At 49.0% G+C, this 18,174-nt stretch carries 15 protein-coding genes; 6 read left to right on the top strand and 9 right to left on the bottom strand.

The annotated features are described in order from the left end of the window. Positions 1–130 precede the first annotated feature (130 nt). From FD01_RS01515 to FD01_RS01495, 5 genes are all read left to right on the top strand, one after another. Positions 131–787 (top strand): phosphatase PAP2 family protein, encoded by a 657-nt coding sequence (locus FD01_RS01515; RefSeq protein ID WP_054717331.1) that lies wholly within the window; start codon positions 131–133, stop codon positions 785–787. Position 788: 1 nt separating this feature from the next. After that, positions 789–1,781 carry a glycosyltransferase family 2 protein gene (locus FD01_RS01510; RefSeq protein WP_054717327.1) on the top strand — a complete coding sequence of 331 codons (993 nt, stop codon included), beginning with the start codon at positions 789–791 and terminating at the stop codon, positions 1,779–1,781. 25 nt (positions 1,782–1,806) lie between these two features. After that, the gene (locus FD01_RS01505; RefSeq protein ID WP_056962363.1) at positions 1,807–3,744 is read left to right on the top strand and encodes a hypothetical protein; all 1,938 of its coding nucleotides are present in this window, start codon (positions 1,807–1,809) and stop codon (positions 3,742–3,744) included. A gap of 13 nt (positions 3,745–3,757) precedes the next feature. Beyond that, positions 3,758–4,180, top strand: coding sequence for a GtrA family protein (locus tag FD01_RS01500; RefSeq protein WP_054717325.1), 423 nt, complete (start codon positions 3,758–3,760; stop codon positions 4,178–4,180). Between the two features lie 224 nt (positions 4,181–4,404). Next, the gene (locus tag FD01_RS01495; RefSeq protein ID WP_056962362.1) at positions 4,405–5,217 is read left to right on the top strand and encodes an alpha/beta hydrolase; all 813 of its coding nucleotides are present in this window, start codon (positions 4,405–4,407) and stop codon (positions 5,215–5,217) included. A 38-nt stretch (positions 5,218–5,255) separates the two neighbouring features. On the opposite strand, the gene FD01_RS01490 is transcribed toward FD01_RS01495, so the two are convergent. The 5 genes from FD01_RS01490 to FD01_RS01470 all read right to left on the bottom strand — a co-directional run bounded on the left by FD01_RS01490 (position 5,256) and on the right by FD01_RS01470 (position 12,016). Beyond that, a complete protein-coding gene (locus FD01_RS01490; RefSeq protein WP_054717314.1) occupies positions 5,256–5,687 on the bottom strand; it encodes a hypothetical protein in 432 nt (143 codons plus the stop codon). Further along, positions 5,668–5,889 carry a helix-turn-helix transcriptional regulator gene (locus FD01_RS01485; RefSeq protein ID WP_054717311.1) on the bottom strand — a complete coding sequence of 74 codons (222 nt, stop codon included), beginning with the start codon at positions 5,887–5,889 and terminating at the stop codon, positions 5,668–5,670. The genes FD01_RS01490 and FD01_RS01485 overlap by 20 nt, the downstream gene beginning before the upstream one ends. Before the next feature lie 121 nt (positions 5,890–6,010). After that, positions 6,011–6,661: a TetR/AcrR family transcriptional regulator gene (locus tag FD01_RS01480; protein WP_056962361.1), complete on the bottom strand. Its 651-nt coding sequence runs from the start codon at positions 6,659–6,661 to the stop codon at positions 6,011–6,013. Between the two features lie 82 nt (positions 6,662–6,743). Further along, on the bottom strand, positions 6,744–11,021 hold the full coding sequence (locus FD01_RS01475; RefSeq protein WP_056962360.1) for a 2-hydroxyacyl-CoA dehydratase: 4,278 nt from the start codon (positions 11,019–11,021) through the stop codon (positions 6,744–6,746). Between the two features lie 197 nt (positions 11,022–11,218). Beyond that, entirely contained in the window at positions 11,219–12,016 is a 798-nt protein-coding gene (locus FD01_RS01470; RefSeq protein ID WP_054717304.1) for a metallophosphoesterase, read from the bottom strand. Positions 12,017–12,174: 158 nt separating this feature from the next. Here FD01_RS01470 and FD01_RS01465 point away from each other — a divergent pair, with 158 nt between their 5' ends. Beyond that, a complete protein-coding gene (locus tag FD01_RS01465) occupies positions 12,175–12,462 on the top strand; it encodes a type II toxin-antitoxin system HicB family antitoxin (protein WP_056962359.1) in 288 nt (95 codons plus the stop codon). 65 nt (positions 12,463–12,527) lie between these two features. Here FD01_RS01465 and FD01_RS01460 read toward each other — a convergent pair whose 3' ends face one another. From FD01_RS01460 to FD01_RS01445, 4 genes are all read right to left on the bottom strand, one after another. After that, positions 12,528–13,922, bottom strand: coding sequence for an FAD-dependent oxidoreductase (locus FD01_RS01460; protein WP_056962358.1), 1,395 nt, complete (start codon positions 13,920–13,922; stop codon positions 12,528–12,530). Positions 13,923–14,022: 100 nt separating this feature from the next. Beyond that, positions 14,023–14,718 carry an EAL domain-containing protein gene (locus FD01_RS01455; protein WP_054717300.1) on the bottom strand — a complete coding sequence of 232 codons (696 nt, stop codon included), beginning with the start codon at positions 14,716–14,718 and terminating at the stop codon, positions 14,023–14,025. A 151-nt stretch (positions 14,719–14,869) separates the two neighbouring features. After that, entirely contained in the window at positions 14,870–16,213 is a 1,344-nt protein-coding gene (locus FD01_RS01450; protein ID WP_056962357.1) for a threonine/serine exporter family protein, read from the bottom strand. A gap of 139 nt (positions 16,214–16,352) precedes the next feature. Next, positions 16,353–17,981: a peptide ABC transporter substrate-binding protein gene (locus tag FD01_RS01445; RefSeq protein ID WP_056962356.1), complete on the bottom strand. Its 1,629-nt coding sequence runs from the start codon at positions 17,979–17,981 to the stop codon at positions 16,353–16,355. Positions 17,982–18,174 lie beyond the last annotated feature (193 nt).

Here is an 18,174-nt window from a genome sequence, read left to right as displayed (position 1 = left end):
CTTTTGAATACATAATGACATCATACCCGAAGTCCAGGTTTTTGTCCGCACGCCCTGATCGCCATTATCATTATTTCCTTATTACCGGCTGCCATCATGGCGTTACGCAATAAAAAAGGAGGTCGCGTTGATGTCGACTAGAACCACTCGTTTGCTCGGTACCATCAGCTTAGCCGGGTTTGCCACGTTAATGCTTGGCGTGATGACCCATGCGACCTGGCTGAATCAACTGGATGCTTCATTGTTCAAACTCACCAGCCAACAAACCCCGGCGGCCACCACCTTTGATAAAGTCATCGCCCAACTCGGCAGTCCGCTCATTGCCATTATCCTGACATGTATCTTAGGCATTTGGGTCTTTTTCAAAATCAATCAAACCACTGGCTTATTCATCGTCTTCAGTCAGTTTCTCGGCTCGGCGATCGCAGAAGGTTTTAAACTGATTGTCCAACGGGCTCGGCCGACGCATCAACTGGTCGCAGATACCGGTTACTCGTTTCCCAGTGGGCATACCTTTTGCACCGCAATTTTAGTTTTCTGCCTATTGTTGATCATTTTGCCACACTTGCATGACCCTGAAGTGCAACTGGTCGCTGTGATCATCGGCAGCTTATGGATCGCCTTAGTCGCGATTTCTCGCGTTTACTTACGCGACCACTTCGGTTCTGACGTCTTAGCATCGGCCACGTTAGCTGGTGGCTTTTGGGGCTGGTTGATCCCAGTCCGGCTCAAACTTGAAAATATGATGAAGCAATTGATCCCGCAATCCTTGAAAGGAAGTCATTAACATGGAAAAATTAACTATCGTGGTACCCGCTTTTAATGAAGAAGAAGTGTTGACGAGCTCGATCGAACGCTTGTTAGCCATCGAAAACCGCGTGATCGCCAAGCACGTCCTCAACCAAACCTCTGATATTTTAATCGTCGATGACGGCTCCAAGGATAAAACTTGGGCTGAAATTGAGCAACTTCATCAAAAACACGATCGCGTGCGCGGTTTGAAATTCTCGCGCAACTTCGGCCATCAAAATGCCTTGATCGCCGGCCTCACTGAAGCCGTCCACACCGCAGACATCATGATCACCATCGATGCCGATTTGCAAGACGACCCGGACAAAATCGAAGACATGGTCGCCAAGCACTTAGCTGGCGCTGACATTGTCTACGGTGTGCGCAACAATCGTGACACCGACACTTGGTTCAAGCGGACCACGGCGCAAGGCTACTACAAATTCTTAGGCATGCTTGGCGTCAACTTGATCCCTAACCACGCTGATTTTCGCTTGATGTCTAAGCGCGCCGTCAACACCTTCTTGGAATATAAAGAACGCAATGTCTTTATTCGCGGATTAGTGCCAAAGCTGGGCTATCCAAGTGCTGAAGTGGATTATAAACGCACCCCACGCATGGCGGGTGAATCCAAGTATCCATTGAAGAAAATGTTGGCTTTTGCTTGGGATGGGATTACTAGCTTGACCATCGCGCCAGTCCGTTTGATCTTGATTTTAGGCGCGTTGTCCATGGTCTTGGCCACTGGGATGTCGATTTACACCGTTGCGGTTCACTTACTCGGCCTCACGGTGCGCGGCTGGTCCAGTTTGATGATTTCCTTATGGTTCATGGGCGGCTTGCAAATGGTATCGCTTGGCGTAATCGGTGAATATATCGGTAAAATGACCAACGAAGTCAAGCACCGTCCGCGCTACACCGTGCAATCTCGTATCGGCGACCGCGCTAGCAACACTTACTCCTTCAGCAACAAAATGGATCAAGCGTCATAATCTCTATTTGAAAGGATGACTGAACATGGCTAAATTACGCCGACCTCAATTTTTACCAGGCTTTTTAGCCATTTGCTTAACCATCGGCGTCATTGCCAATCTCTATACCAAGAAAGCATTAATGACCGGCGTGGTGGTATTGATTGGTTCAGCTCTATTACTGAGCATTTGTCACTTCCTTGCGCCAAAACTTGACGCGCTTGCGAAATCCAAAGTCGATCACAGCTTACTTGCCGCAGGTGGTGTGATGCTACTGGGACAACTGGCAATTCTCAAATGGCTGCCCGTGACGGTATATCACGATCCTTATCGCGTGTTATCCCAAGCCGATCAAATGGCAGCTGGGCACAATATTTGGGCGATCACCTATTTTTGGCGCTATCCCAATAATGTGCCACTCGCATACTTGTTGTCGTTGTGGTTGCGATTCACCAATTTATTCGGTTTGTCGACGAACACCAGCATCCATTTGTTGTCACTGATCGTCTTAGACGGCTTCATCGCCTTATTGTTGGTGATGGTCCGCCGCTTTGCCAAACGCAATGCGCCAGTGATCGGGGCCGCCAGCTTCATGTTGTTGACGCCGTTTGCTTACACGTATTACTTGCAAGTCTTCTACTCTGACTTGCCGGCAATGTTGAGTTTACTCGCCTTGTTCGGCTTGATGTACGCTTGGCCGCATGGCAATTCCATTTCACATTGGTTTATGGGCTTTGGCTTGATTGCCATTGCCGCAATCGGCCAGTTACTCAAACCCAACTTGATTGTTTTATTGCCAGCATTGGTCATCGTACTTGCGTTAATGGCTTTTCACAAACACGTTCACTGGCGCAAGTTACTGCCATTAGCGCTAATTGTGTTAGGTTTCGGTCTCAGCATCCCTGCCAAAACGTTAATTTATCAAGAAAGTAACTTTCACGCCGATCAACAATTTCAATTGCCGACCACCAGCTGGATGCTCATGGGTGTGAATCAACATTCCAATGGCATGTATTCCGGTAAGGACGTCGGCCATGCGATTAAAATCGGGAATCAAAAAAAGGTTCAAGCCTATGATCTCAAAACCATTCCTCAACGCGTGAAAAAAATCGGTCCGATCGGCTTGATCAAGCTATGGGTGGTCAAACTCGGCATCCTGCAACGTGTCGGTGGCATTAAAAACTGGTACAACGGTGGTTTTCGTTCGGCCCCTGCTTGGGTTCAAAACCACGCCGACTTCTGGTCACAACTGACGCGCATCAGCTATCAAATCGCCACGATCACCATGCTATTGACTTTGATCATGTGCTTGTGGACTTGGCGCATCGATTGGTCTGATCCCAAAGACTTGCTGGTATTGCTAGCGATTACGACGACGCTTGGCATCTTTGCCTTTCACACCTTGTTATGGGAAGTTGAAGAACGCTATGGGCAAATCGTTTTGCCATTATTATGGTTAAGCCTAGCGGGTATCAAACAACCACAACGTGAAGCCCATGCTCGTCAAGCGGTGATTCCGGCATTGATGGCAGGATTAGCAATCATTGGTTTTGCCGGTTCAAGTTTGCTAGCACAAGGGTATCCTGAACATCAAGTCGTCGCAGCTCAACGTTCGCAACTTTCCGTGCAATACCATGCTAAGCCGCACTTGACCCAACCGAACACGACCTTGAAAGAATCCATCACGTTACATGGTCACGCCAACTACTTGTCCGTGCAAGTGCACGCAGGATCGACAGTTGAAGCCACGCTCACTGACGCCAAAGGCCATGTTTATCCGATGTATGACGCGGGTTCCGTTTATCGCTTGCATCATCAACTCAAGCCCGGCACTTACACCATCACAGTTAAAAACACCACGCATAGCGCGCAAAATGTCGATGTGGTCAAAACCTACAACTATCACTTAGCTGAACATCCGCTGATCATCGACGGGGTCAAACATCCCCACGCCAGCTTCGTGTTCACGTGCATGCAAAAATAGAAGAGGTCATCTCATGGAAAAACCAATCAGTTCCCTTTACACCCGTTACGGCGAAGCCTTGCGCTATTTGATCGTCGGCGGCATGACCACTGGTATCAATGTCGTTTTGTTCTTCATTTTGACGCATATCGGCATGGCGTGGTTTGGCGCCAACTTAATTGCGTGGGCTGTCAGTGTTACCTTCGCGTTTGTCGCCAATAAACTCGCCGTGTTTCATTCCAACACCAAAGACGCTTGGAGTGTGATCAAAGAAGCCGCTGGTTTTACGGCGTTGCGCGGTGCTAGCCTCGGCGCTGATACGGTGATTTTATTCATCGGCCTCACCTTGTTGCACGGTAACACCTTGGTGGTGAAGTTGATCGATCAAATCATCGTCATCGCGTTGAACTACCTATTTTCTAAAAAGCTCTTCACTGCTGGAGGTGAGGCTGCTTAACACCACCGCACCTGCCGCGCACTTCACTGAATATCACAAAAACGCACTGTAATGCGGTTTGTGGTGTGGCGTCAATACCCGTCGTCGGCCCGCTCCCGACATGCCTCAGTCTGGCCCCCCGGACTGAGGTTTTTTTCTGAGAAAATCTCAGCGAATGCTCTTGAAACCTAGATAGTGCTGATTTCAAAAAATTCCTACACTTTATATAGAAGGAAGGGATCATTTTGAAACGACTTGCGATGTTCTTGTTGTTATTTTGTGGCTTAGCTGGCGCGTTCAGTCAACCGGTGCACGCCGCCTCAAAAACGAAACCACCCGTCACGTTGTATCTCCACGGCGCGCATGGCACGAAACGTTCCATGACCCCTTTAGTCAAAGCCGCGCAATGGGATACCAACGCCAGCGTGATCACCGCCAAAGTCAACCACTCAGGGCAGGTAAAATTCGCCGGTCACTGGCGCGCCAGTGCCAAACAGCGTTTAGTCAAAGTCGTATTTGCCAACAATCGCACCCGCAACTACGATACCATCGCTACTTGGTTACATACAGTGTTGCTGGGTTTACAACAAAACTACAACGTTCGACAATTCAATGTCGTCGCCCACAGCCTCGGCAATGCCGGCTTAGTCTTCTATGAATTAAAGTATGGGCAAGACAAACAACTCCCGCAACTGAAAAAATACGTCGCCATTGCCGGCAACTTCGATGGCATCCCAGGCAAACACCGAGGTCAACATGCCAACTGGTTGACGCCTTCTGGCAAACCTGCATGGCTGGCGCCAGATTATCAATTCGCTTTGAAACATCGTCAAGCCTTTCCTCGCGGCGTTAAAGTCTTAAACTTGTTTGGCGATCATCACGATCATCAAGATGGCAAAGTCCTCAATGCGTCGTCTCAATCCCTGGGCTACTTACTGCGCGGACGGCTGGCGAGTTATCACACCCACACCTTTTACGGCAAGCACGCCACGCATTCAGGTTTGCGCAAAAGCTGGAAAGTTGCGGACATGGTGGATCATTACTTATTCAATAGTTAAAAACAGGCGGCTCAGAATTTTTCTGAGCCGCCGTTGATTTATTCATCATCGTTGCTTCTGAAATGATTACCCCAAGCATCGATTCCAGTCCAAACCAACGCGATAATCAGTCCGCACCCGACTGCCAACGCCAAATGCACGCCAAGTGGCTGCTCTTGAATCGTCAGCCAAAAAATGATGCTGGCGATCACCCACACCAACAACCCGATGCGCACTAAACGTTTGGTTGCCATACGCGGTTTGTCTGCCATCGGTTCACTGACATTGGCGCTGAGCACCGCTGCAGTCACTCCTGCAATCAGCACTGCGGCAAATGGCACATTGCCCCAATCCAACACCGCGGAAATCCCTTTGCCTTGAATTAACTGCCAACCTAACACCCCATACAAAAACAAATTCTCAACTAGAAAGGCGATGCGCAGGTTTTTCAAATTACGTACTTTCAACCGTTCATCCGTGATCTTCTTCATCGCGATCCTCCTTAGCGACCCAAAAGACAGTATCCAATGTTGACTGCAGCGCATCACACAAACCTAAACATAACTTCAACGACGGGTTATACTCGCCTTTTTCGATCAAGCTCAAAGTTTGTCTGGTGATGCCGACCGTTTGTGCGACCTCTCGTTGCGTCAAGCCCGCAGCTTGGCGTAACGCTTTAACGCGATTCTCCATATCGGCTCCTCAATGTAACTTATATCTTCCATGCAGGTAAATTATATCTTCCATCTGAGACTTTTGCAAGCGCTTTTCCACACAAAAAAGGACACCTTCTCAGATGTCCTTTCCTTTAAACCTAATTGCGAGGCGTCAGCCCAGCACATAAGAACTCCACCGCGTCATGCGTCACTTTTTCGCAATCCACGGGTTGGTCGTCCATGATCACATTGGGGATCAAGTAGCCGATCATCACGCTGGTGCAATAGCGCATGATACGCATCGACTCCCAACGCACGAGTTCACCGTTGTCTTGGTAGACTTTGAAGATGTCATTGAAGCTATCACGCAATAAATCTGCGAGCATATTGGTCATTTGCACCAACAGCTCTGGATTTTTGCCGATTTCTTGAATGAAGATCTTCATTTCCGCGCGGTTTTCCATCACAAAGCGGATCCGATCTTGAATCCCGTAAGTCAACAAGTCTTTAAAGTGGGGAAAACGTTGCGCCGCTAAGTCAGACACGAACTCCCCAGCGGCACGTGGCATGACTCGATTTAAAAACGGTCCGAGGATTGCTTGCAAGAGTCCTTCTTTGGTGCGGAACCGTTTAAAAATCGTGCCTTCTGACACGCCAGCGTGGTGGGCAATGTCAGCTGTGGAAGTGGCGTCATAGCCTTTTTTCGCGAATAACTCTAAGCTGGCTGCTAACACTGCTTGTTGTTTTGGCGATAAGTTATCATCTTGTTTGGTCGCTTGACCAAAAATCGTTTGAAGCGCTTCTGTCATACCGATTCATCCTTACACTGTCTTTAATTAGAATATAGCACTTTCATTGAGCGCGTGGCCCAGGATGATAAAAACTTAACCATTAAGCATGCACAGCGACTTTTTCGTCGAGGTGCTTGTTGGCAGTTGCCAGCATCAAGCGGATGCGGTTAAGCTGGTTGACCACAGAAGTGCCTGGATCGTAGTCGATCGGGGCAATGTTGGCGCCAGGGAATTGCCGACGCAACTCTTTGACCATGCCTTTGCCGACGATATGGTTTGGCAAACAACCAAATGGCTGCATGCAGATGATGTTTGGCACCCCAGACTTCAACAGCTCGATCATTTCGCCAGTTAAGAACCAACCTTCACCAGTTTGGTTCCCAAGGCTCAAGATCTTAGACGCATCGTCTGCGACTTCTTTGATCGCTTCGATCCCGTCAAAACGCTTGGAAGCCGTTAAGGCCTTTTGCATTGGTTGTTCACACCACTTGATCAAGCCCATCGCAAATTCAGCAAAATACTTCGCTGAGGCTTTGGCGCCAAGGTGATCGTATTTGTACAGTTGGTTGTACAAGGAGTAGTTCATGAACCCAACGATATCAGGAACAACAGCTTGGGCGCCTTCTTTTTCAAGCAAACGGACCACATTGTTGTTGGCAATTGGGGAGTACTTGACTAAGATTTCACCGACGACGCCGACTTTCGGCTTAACAATAGATTCGTCTAATGGCACCGTGTCAAAGTCTTTGACGATTTGGGCGACGTTCTTCTTGAATTCGCGGAAACTGCCTTTTTCAACCGATGGACGAACCAATTCCAACCATTCGTCATGCATCTTATCGATCATGCCAGGTTCCGTTTCATAAGGCCGCGTGCGATAAACGACCCGCTCAAACAAATCCCCATACAAGAACGCGATGGCCACGCGCTTGAGCAATGGCAAGGTGAACGTGAACCCAGGTGTTTCTTCAACCCCTTGGTTCCCTAGTGACAAGGAAACCACTGGCACTTGAGCGAAGCCAGCATCTTTTAAGGCTTTGCGGATCAATGGAATGTAGTTCGTCGCGCGACAGCCACCACCAGTTTGCGTCATCATCACGGCAGTTTTGTTCAAGTCGTATTTGCCAGATTGCAAAGCTTCAAGCATTTGCCCGATGGAAATGATCGCTGGGTAACAAGCATCGTTGTTGACGAACTTTTGCCCGACATCGATGGACTTGCGATCATCCATTGGTAAGTTGACTACATTGTAACCTGATGCTTGCAAGGCGACATCGACTAAGCCATGTTGATGAATTGGGGACATCATTGGCAACAGTAAGGTGTAGCCTTTCTTCTTCATGTCTTTGGTGAAGCCCACTGGTTTTGGATCCTCAGTGAGTTTTTCAGGCATGATCTTGCGCTTGGTGCGTTCAGCTACAGCGGCTTTCAAACTGCGCAAGCGAATGCGGATGGCGCCCATGTTGGTACCTTCGTCGATTTTAAGCGACGTGTACAGGCGATTGTATTGGTTCATGATTTCTTCGATTTGATCAGTATCGATCGCATCGATCCCGCAACCAAACGAGTTCAATTGCACAAATTCCAGTTGTGGGGTTTTAGCAGCAATGCGGGCTGCGGCGTACAACCGGGAATGGTAAGTCCACTGGTTGACGACGCGTAAGCCTTTGACATCCCCGAGATGGGCGATAGAATCTTCCGTCAACACATGGAAGCCTTCAGCCGTCATCAACTGAGAAATGCCGTGGTTAACTTCAGGGTCCAAGTGATATGGCCGGCCAGCTAACACGATGCCGTGTTCACCGGTGTGCATCAACATCTTCATCGTATCTTCGCCACGGTTGCGGATCTTAAGCTTGAAGGCTTCAAGTTCATCATAGCCGGCGTCTAAGGCGTCGACGATTTCGGACTTGGAGACACCGAGGTCTTTGAAGCAGTCGTATAAGGATTCCGCACAAGCCTTTTTGTCAGCGAGGTTCAAGTAAGGTGAACGATAGTCGACTAAACCTTGGGTGATTTCATCGACGTTGTTTTTAATGACTGCAGGATAAGATTGGACGATCGGGCAGTTAAAGTGGTTGGCTTGATTCTTGTCTTCTTCGACTTCATAAACCACCGCTGGGTAGAAAATGCGCTTGTAGCCTTTGTCGATCAAAGCTTGAATATGGCCATGCACTTGCTTGGCTGGGTAACAAACCGTGTCAGACGGAATGGTTTCCATACCTTTTTCGTATTGGTCTTTGTTGCCTTTAGGCGAAAGTTCAGCGCGGAAGCCCAACTTGGTGAAGAACGTCTGCCACAATGGGTAGTTTTCATACATGTTGAGCACCCGCGGGATCCCGATGACACCGCGAGTCGCCAACTTCTTGCGCAACGGCTTGTAGCTGAAAAGCAACTTATACTTTTCTTCGACTAAGTTGATCTTGCCGTTTTCTTTCTTCAGGTGTTGCCGTAATCCACGGGCTTCCCCTTTTTCACAACGATTGCCAGTGACAAATCGCCGGCCGTCGTTGAACACGGTGATGGTCAAGGCACAGTTGTTTTCACAGCCGCCACAGTGCATGTACTCTTTGGTAAAGGAGAGTTTGTCGAATTGATCAACAGACAACAACGTGGTTTCGTCGCCTTCGTTGTAGGCATCTTCAGCGATCAATGCGGCACCGTACGCACCCATTAAGCCAGCAATGTTTGGCCGAATCACTTCGACGCCAGCGATTTTTTCAAACGCGCGCAGGACGGCTTCGTTATAGAAGGTCCCGCCTTGGCAGACGATGTGCTTGCCCATATCTTCAGGCTTGCGCATTTTGATGACTTTAAACAAGGCGTTTTTAATGATGGAAACCGACAGCCCGGCGGCGATGTCACCGATGCTGGCGCCTTCTTTTTGCACTTGTTTAACTTTGGAGTTCATAAACACCGTGCAACGCGAACCCAGGTCTGATGGGTGCTTAGCTAAAAGCGCGGCTTGGGCGAAATCTTTGATATCGTAGTTCAAGCCAGTGGCGAAGGTTTCCAAGAAGGACCCGCAACCACTCGAACAAGCTTCGTTCAACTTGATCGTGGATAAGGCGTCATTTTTGATGGTCATGGCTTTCATGTCTTGGCCACCGATATCCAAGATGAAGTCGACGTCTGGTTGGAAATAATGCGCCGCGCGATAATGGGCGACAGTTTCGACTTCACCGATATCCACCATTAAGGCGTTTTTGATCAAGTGTTCGCCGTAACCAGTGACAGCAGTTTTACCGATGGTGACGCCTTTTGGCATATGGGCGTGCATGTCGCGCAAGATCTGCTTGGTTTTCTCCAGCGGATCGCCATCATTGGAATCGTAATACGTATATAAAAGCTTGTTGTCATCAGACATCAACGCTACTTTAGTCGTGGTCGAGCCGGCATCGATGCCTAAGAACGCCACCCCTTGGTAACTGGCTAAGTCACGGGATTCAACGCGGGCTTCAGCGTGACGCTTGCGGAATTCTTGGAGTTCATCGTCATCCTTGAATAAAGGTTCCAAGGAATGCGCCGGGTGCATGCCAGAGTCGTCGCCATGTTCAAGCTTGTCTTCTAAGGCAACCAGCGTGGTGACGGGTTGATCCGTCGCATATAAACATGCCCCTTTGGCAACAAAGAGTTGGGGATCTTCTGGGAAAATGACTTGTTCTGGTTCAAGATGCAAGGTGTCGATAAAATGCGCCCGCAGCTGATCCATGAAGTACAAAGGACCGCCTAAGAAAGCGACATTGCCGCGGATTTTGTGGCCGGCAGCCAAACCAGAAATCGTTTGGTTGACCACGGCTTGGAAAATCGACGCCGCGATATCTTCTTTGTGCGCACCATCGTTGATCAAAGGCTGCACATCAGTTTTGGCAAACACGCCACAACGAGAAGCAATCGGGTACATGGTTTTGGCATTTTTCGCCAATTCGTTCAAGCCATCAGCGTCAGTTTTTAACAACGTGGCCATTTGATCGATGAACGCACCAGTCCCACCAGCACAAGAGCCGTTCATGCGCTGTTCCAAGGAGTCGCCAAAGAAGGTGATTTTCGCATCTTCGCCGCCAAGTTCGATCGCCACATCAGTTTGCGGGATCAGTTCTTCAACAGTTTTGGTGCAGGCGATCACTTCTTGAACGAATTTCAGCTGCAACAAGTTGGCCAGGCCCATACCACCAGACCCAGTGATGGTGCAAGCCAAACGGGTGTTAGGGCCGAGTTCTGAAATCGCCTCGTCTAACACGCGCTTACTTGCCGCCTTCACATCTGAAAAGTGCCGCTCGTAACGCGCGAACTTGGTGTTGTGGTTCGTATCCATCACCACCAATTTCACCGTTGTTGAGCCAACATCGATGCCACCATATAGGATTTCTTCTTGCATGCTTTCACCTCAAAATTTGGATAGTAACTACTCACTTAACTGGTAGTGTACACCCAATTTGACAATTTCGCATAGGAATATGGTCACATTGTCACAAGTTTCACAGATTTCGGCGCTAGGCAGGTAAGATTAAAACAAGGTAAAACTTTTATCGTAAATAAAAACAGCTTCGCTTGTGCGAAACTGCTTAGGACAATTTATTTTGGATCTTCAAATTTTTCGATCAACTGACCGGACTCACTATCCAACACCACGATGTTGCCAGAAACATTATCCGCGCCACCGTGATTGCCGCCATCGATAAACAATCGCGCGAATTCACCTGGATATTGCACCGTATAAACCGGATGCTGGGTGAAGTTCATGACTTTTGCCGGATGCACATCCCCATCATAACGCCCTTCAATGTAACCGGTCGGGGTATGTCCGGTGATGATCGTCGCTGGCATCGGGTTATGCGCAAACACCTCATCTTGTTTGCCATACCAATAATCTTCGCGGGCCCACAACTTCATTTCTTCTGAGGTCAACGACACCGGATTAGACACGGATAAATCGTACCCGGCATGGACAAAACGTAACTTGCCAATGGCATAATCTAGCGGCAAGGTATCCACCCAAGTCAACAAGCCCGCATAACTAGCTAACAAACGCTGACGATTGTGGTCATCCGCTTCAGCATGCCCGAATTTTTGATCGATAGCATACGCCATGGTGTCGCTGCCGCCATTAAATAGCCATGTTTTAGCTTCTGGATCAGCCAAATAATCCAACATGATCTGTTCATGATTGCCGCGCAACACCACAGTTTGGTCTGGTTGTGCCAAGCTTTCTGCACGCACCGCTTGTAAGACATCAAAACCTTGCACATGCCCGTCGATGTAATCCCCAATAAACACCGTCAACGCATCTGGATACGCTTGTTGAATGTGATGCAGGCGGTCGAACACCGCCATTTGTCCGTGAATATCCCCTAATGCGATCACCCGTGTCATTCTCGCACCTCCGATAAGGCGATTATAAGAAAAAAACGGTACCAACAGATTGCATAGAGGTTACAATTTGTAGACAATGTGACGCAAACAAAGTCATTGTTAAAACTTTCAGCAATTGCTAAAATAGGAAAACAATATCAAGACATGGAGGAGCCCTATTGCCTAGTTCAGCCTTAGTTTACCCAGTCATTTTATCTGAATTCAATGACGACGGGCACTACTACACCATAACCAGTCCCAACATTCCTGGCATGATCACGCAAGCCGATACTTTATCTGAAGCGCAAACTGAAGCAGTAGATGCGATTGCCACGATGTTGGACGGCACTACTTATCCCTTACCTCAAGATTCGTCAAGTTGGATACTTGAATCCAATCAACAAGTCCACTTGATCACTGTCGACATGGACGCGTGGTATCATGAAAAGAACGAATATCTCAAATAAGTCTACGCGACGCAAAAATGGTGCACCTGCTTAACCGGCAGATGCACCATTTTCGATTTTTTAAATTATTGCCGCCCTCTAGCCCCAAGCGCCGTAAACTGTGGCGTCTTAAACCCAGCTTCGCGTTCATGCGCCACTGCCAAACTCGCGGCTTGATTCAAATAGTTATTCGGCTCATTGAAGTGCGGAGAAAACAGCATATCCACCACCGCCAAATCGTCGATCGTATTATTATTTTGAATCGCAATGGACAAGGCATTGGCACTTTGCGCAACTTCATGAGTGGATAACAACTGGGCACCAAGCAGTCGGCGAGACAAACGGTCATACACCAACGTAATGGTGAGCTTACTGGTTTCTGGCATAAACGCTGGCCGCCAAGTCCCGTGCCAAGTGATGGTGTGTGGGCGTAATCCCACCACCCAACTGGCCGCCGCATGCGTTAAGCCGGTACTGGCGACACATAACCCAAACAACATCATCGCACTGGTGGCTTGCGTGCCATAATCCAAGCGCGCTTCACCACAAGCGTTCATCCCGGCTAACGCCCCTTGCCGCAATGCACTGGAAGCTAATGGAATATAAGCCGGCTGGCCAGTGGGATTGAATAAACTCGTGCGACAATCTCCGGCCGCGTACACATCAGGATCACTAGTTTGGCCAAACTCATTCACCACCAGTGCACCATGGCGATCACAAGTCAGTTGTGATTCCACTAAAGTCGTCGAAGGGGTAAACCCAGTCGTCGCCACCGCCAAATCGAAGGTAAATTCACCAGCTCGCGTGCGCAACCCAACGTGATCTGGTACATCGACAAACGCACGGACTGGCGTATTCAAATGCACAGTAACACCATTGTCTGTCAAACGTTTAGCGACAGTGGTTGCATTTTCTACATCTAAATAGTTGCGCAACAATTGCGTCCCAGATTCAAAAATCGTCACCTTGTGGCCAGTGTGGGCATAAGCTTCCGCCAGTTCAACACCGACATACCCACCACCGATCAAGGCGATGTCGACTGCAACTTCCGCACTTGATTTCACCACTTCGGCTTCTTTGGCATCTTTGCACAACAACACGCGCTTGGCATCAGCGCCAGTCAATGGCGGCAAGCTGTGGCGCGCGCCAGTCGCCATGATCAACTTATCATAATGCATCGTGCGCTCTTGTTGCGTTTGAATATCGCGGGCCACAACCATGTGATCAGCAACAGAAACTTTTAACACATTATGGTGCAAGTAAACCGTCGCGCCGAGCTCCCGTAAGGCTTGTGGGGTTTGGTAATGCAGCTGGGTCAACGCATCGACAGTGCCGCCTAAATACAGCGCCACCCCGCACGCCAAAAAACTGATATCATCATGCCGCTCAAAAATGGTTACATGATGTTCTGGATGACTTTGTAAAATGGCTTGCGCCGCTGCGGTGCCTGCATGTGTACAACCAATGATCACAATTTCCATAATGTGCTACCCCTTTAACCACAATACCATTAGTTTGGACCTGTCAAAGCAAAGCGTCAACCGCTTTCACCCACTGGTATTAAAAAACGGCCGCAGCCGGTTAGTTGATGGGTTTAAAATCTGCCGCGATCGGCAAGGTATGTGGGCGACCGAAGTAATACCCTTGCACCAGATCCGGTGAAAAGGCTTGGATCAAGCGCACATCTTCAGGATCTTCAAACCCTTCCAAAGCAAAACGCTTATGCAGTCGCGCCGCCCGCTCACGCCAAAGCGTCACTTGCGCGGCCACTTCTGCCAAGGACAATTTTCCGCGCACATTTTGCAAGGCGTATTTATATTCGCTAACATACGGGTCCAAGGCGTCGACTAAGGTGGTTTGATTCTCCCCCGTGCCCACATCGTCTAAGCACACGCGCAAGCCAACTGCTTGAAACCGTTGGGCCGCGGTGATCAAATCGTCGAGTTGGATGGTTTTGCGCCCAATGCCCCGGCGTTCAGTCAACTCGATCACCAAGGCGTAATCCAACTGCGCTTGTACCGCGACTAAAAGTGTCGTGTAAGCTTCATCGATAAATTGTTCTTGATCGAGGTTAAAGGACACCAATTCAAAATCTTGCGGCAAGGTTTTTAACGTGGCGCCGATCAAATTGGCCATCGTGCTCGGCGAGAATTTACTGAAGTCAGCGGGCAGTTGCCACTCGCCGTTTTCAGTTTGTTTCTCACGTAAAAATAATTCGTATCCCGCAAGCTTCCCAGTGGCTGCCGCGTATTTTGGTTGTCCCCAAAGTCTGATCATTTTCATACTCTCCCAAGTTCAGTATGCTTATCGTACCATACAAAAAAAATTGTCGAAACCTGTCAACACACATTGCGTGCAATTTAACGTTTTCATTTTAAAATTTTATTCATAAAAAAAGACCGACCTGATGTCGATCTTCAAAACTGATTTAGCCGATATGTCGCCAGGAACGATCCGTTAAGATCCGCGCCGCCGCCAAGCCCAGTGGCAAGGCAACGACCATCAACAGCGCTTTGACCATCCAACTGGCACCGACGCCTAAGCTGTCCAGGCCTAAGTTAAACATCGCGCGGTACATGTAAAGCCCAGGCACCATGATCACGATCGATGGCACGGTCAAGGAGATCCGTGGATACCCTAAACGCCGATTCAACGGACTGGCCAATAATCCCGCGAGCAGTGCCCCTAAGAACGCCGCAACCGCCGCTGGCATGCCAAAGCCGGCTAACTCCAAGCGCAAAGTATTGGCTAACGCCCCGATGATGCCAGCGATCGCAGACATTTTCACTGGGGAGTTAAACATGATCGAAAAGCCGAACACCCCACACCATGACGCCAACAACCGCAACAAGCATAAAGCAATTGGGCCTAAGCCTAATTCGATGAAGTTTTGCGGTTGTAAGTGCACGATCATCGCCACGACCCAGCCGGTCAACGTGGCCACCGTGATCACCATAATGGCAAAAGTCCCGCGTTCCAAACCTGAACGCATATCTTGTTTGGCAATATCAAGGCCTGAAGTGATGAACGGAAACCCAGGAATGACAAACAACATCGCGCCGATATAGCCGGCTTCATGTGCTTGCGCCACGCCAAACATCAATTTCAAAATCCGAAAAACGATCAAGTACACCACACAAGCTGCCGCCACTGACACCGCAGTCGAGGCAATCACGGTCATTTTGTGCCCGCCCATGATCCGGCGCAACCAGTTGCCGACCCCAGCGCCAAAGAAACAACAAAACATTTCGATCGGCCCGCCACCCAGCAGAAACACGAAGGCCGCACAAGCCAAGGCTGAAGCTAAGCCGACTTGTAGTGCGGAGAAGTTGCCAGGTTTTGACGCAATGGCATCCAAGCGATCATGAATTTCTTTATCTGTCATCGTCAAACAATTGCCGGCAAAGTTATCCACAAAGTCTTCCATGGCTGTCAGCTTGTCCGTGTTCACGCCACTAGCTGGCAGTGATAAGGTTTGCGAATAATGATGACCGTGTTCAAAACAGGTGTAACTCAAGCTGGTCAAGCCGACATCGGCAGCACAAGTCAAACCTAAATTCCGGGCAATGGTGTCCATGGCTGCACGCACCCGCCAAGCCCCAGTCCCACAGGCGAGCATCAACAAGCCCACGCGGCCAACCAAAGCGGCACGTTCACTTAAACTGGCATCGGTGATCGGCCGATCTTCTTGAGCAAACGTATGCCAGCGAATATTCATATGATGGTGATGCGATGGGACGATGCGGGTCTGGTTTTCTGGACTAGAACTCATGGGTATTTACTCCTTACATGCCCGAATCCCTCGGGTAAACTAACTTATAGCCTACCACTTAAGGCCATTTTCTGAAAGTTTAGGCCTGATATTTGATAAAAAACGGCTAAGATAAAATACGTCTCAACCGCTTGTGTGCTCAATGCACTTTCACATATTCATAATTGATCGCACCACTAGGCATGATCGGGAATTGCTTCACGCCAGCATCCAATAAGTACGCCGAGCCATCTTGGAAAAAGCCCACCGCTGGCACTTGTTGGGTCATCAAGTAGCGTTCTGCTTGTTGCACTAACGCCAAACGTTTAGCCGGATGAGTGCCAGATTTTTCAATGGCTTTGCCCATGGCATCAAACTTAGCATTGGTGTAGCCGGTGATGTTCAACCGACTGCCGGTTTGATAAAACGATAATAAGTTCAACGGATCCGAATCAGCTGGTGACCAAGTGGAAAAGACTAACTCAAACTTGCCTGCAGTTTCCAAAACCACCCGTCGCGCCAAGGAAACTTTTTGAATGGTGATATTCAAACCAGGTAAGTTATGTTCCAATTGGCCAGCTAAATAAGTCGCCGCTAAATTGGCCGTATCATTATCGGCAATCGTCAAGGTCAAATTCAAATGGTTGATCCCCATTTGCTTTTTGGCACGATTCCACGCGGCAGTGGCTTTACTTAAATTATATGGCAGCAACTCACCGGTGGCCGCCCGATAATCGCGGCCATTGGTCATGTTCGTCAAGCCTGCAGGAACTAACCCGTTGAGCGGTTGCGCCCCATCACGCAAGCGACTTTGGGTGAAGTTGTGTTTATCAACGGCTTGGGCGATCGCGCGCCGCAATTCGACGTTAGTGGTCGGGCCAGTGGTGGTGTTGAAAAAGACAAACGCTTCAGTGGTAGTTCGTTGTGTTTTCAATTGATTCGAGCCTTTGAAGCTCGGCACTTGTTGTGGGGAAAGCGCGGCATAATCAAATTTACCGGCTTCAAACGCCTTAGCACCTTTGGTAATATCCGCTTCTGACGTAAAGTCGATGGCTTTGACTTGCACACGCTTGGCATGATAATAGTTGGGATTTTTCACATAACGCCAAGTGGTATCGTCAGCACCAGACCAGCCGGTAATTTGATAAGGACCGTTGGCTAAGACACGTGTGGCATTGGCGCCATAATCTTTGCCCCACTTTTGGGCAAACGCTTGATTGATCGGCAACATCGGGGTATCGGCTAAGATCTCATCTAAATACGGATTCGCTTGTTGCAAGGTCACTTCCAAACGTTTTTTAGAAAGTGCACGCACCCCTAAAGCGGACACCGGCTTCTTGCCAGTACGCACCGCTGCACCATTTTTCAAAAAATCGATGCGTGCGGCATTGCGGGCTTGAGTCTTAGGATCTGCGAGCTGTTGCCAAGCATAAACAAAATCTTGCGCGGTCACCCGAGCGCCATTGCTCCAATGATAAGGCCGCAAGTGAAAAATGTAAGTCTTTAAATTGGCTGACACATCGGGTTGGCCATTCGAAATGGCGCTGACGATTTGCCCTTGGGCATCGCGCGCGTATAACCCGACGATGGTCGCACTGATCGTCGAACTTGCCGTCAATGAGGAATAAGTCGTCGAATTCAAGGTTTCCACCCGCCCACTAGTCGCAACTTTCAAACTGCTGCCGGTCGTATCAACTTTGGACGCTTGTTGGTGCAGAAAGGTGCCAATGGCGACTAACGCCACAATGCCCACGCCAACGCCTAACTCCAGTAGGTGATGCTTTTCCATTTTCCCGCGCTCCCCTTAAAATACTTCTATGAATAGGTTAATCCATGGACTATGATATTCATAGAAGTATTTTTCTAAAAATGGAGGTTGTCTATGTTTGATTGGGGCAATTGGGTGATCGAGACGATCATTGCCGCCTTGATGTGAACCCCCAGGTTTGGACAACAATCCAAATCTGGGGGTTTTCTTATGG

This window comes from Lacticaseibacillus manihotivorans DSM 13343 = JCM 12514, assembly GCF_001435035.1.
In the GTDB taxonomy this organism is placed as follows: Bacteria; Bacillota; Bacilli; order Lactobacillales; family Lactobacillaceae; genus Lacticaseibacillus; species Lacticaseibacillus manihotivorans.
The sequence above is the reverse complement of the archived record's forward strand: the minus strand, read 5'-3'. Positions and strand labels throughout refer to the sequence as shown.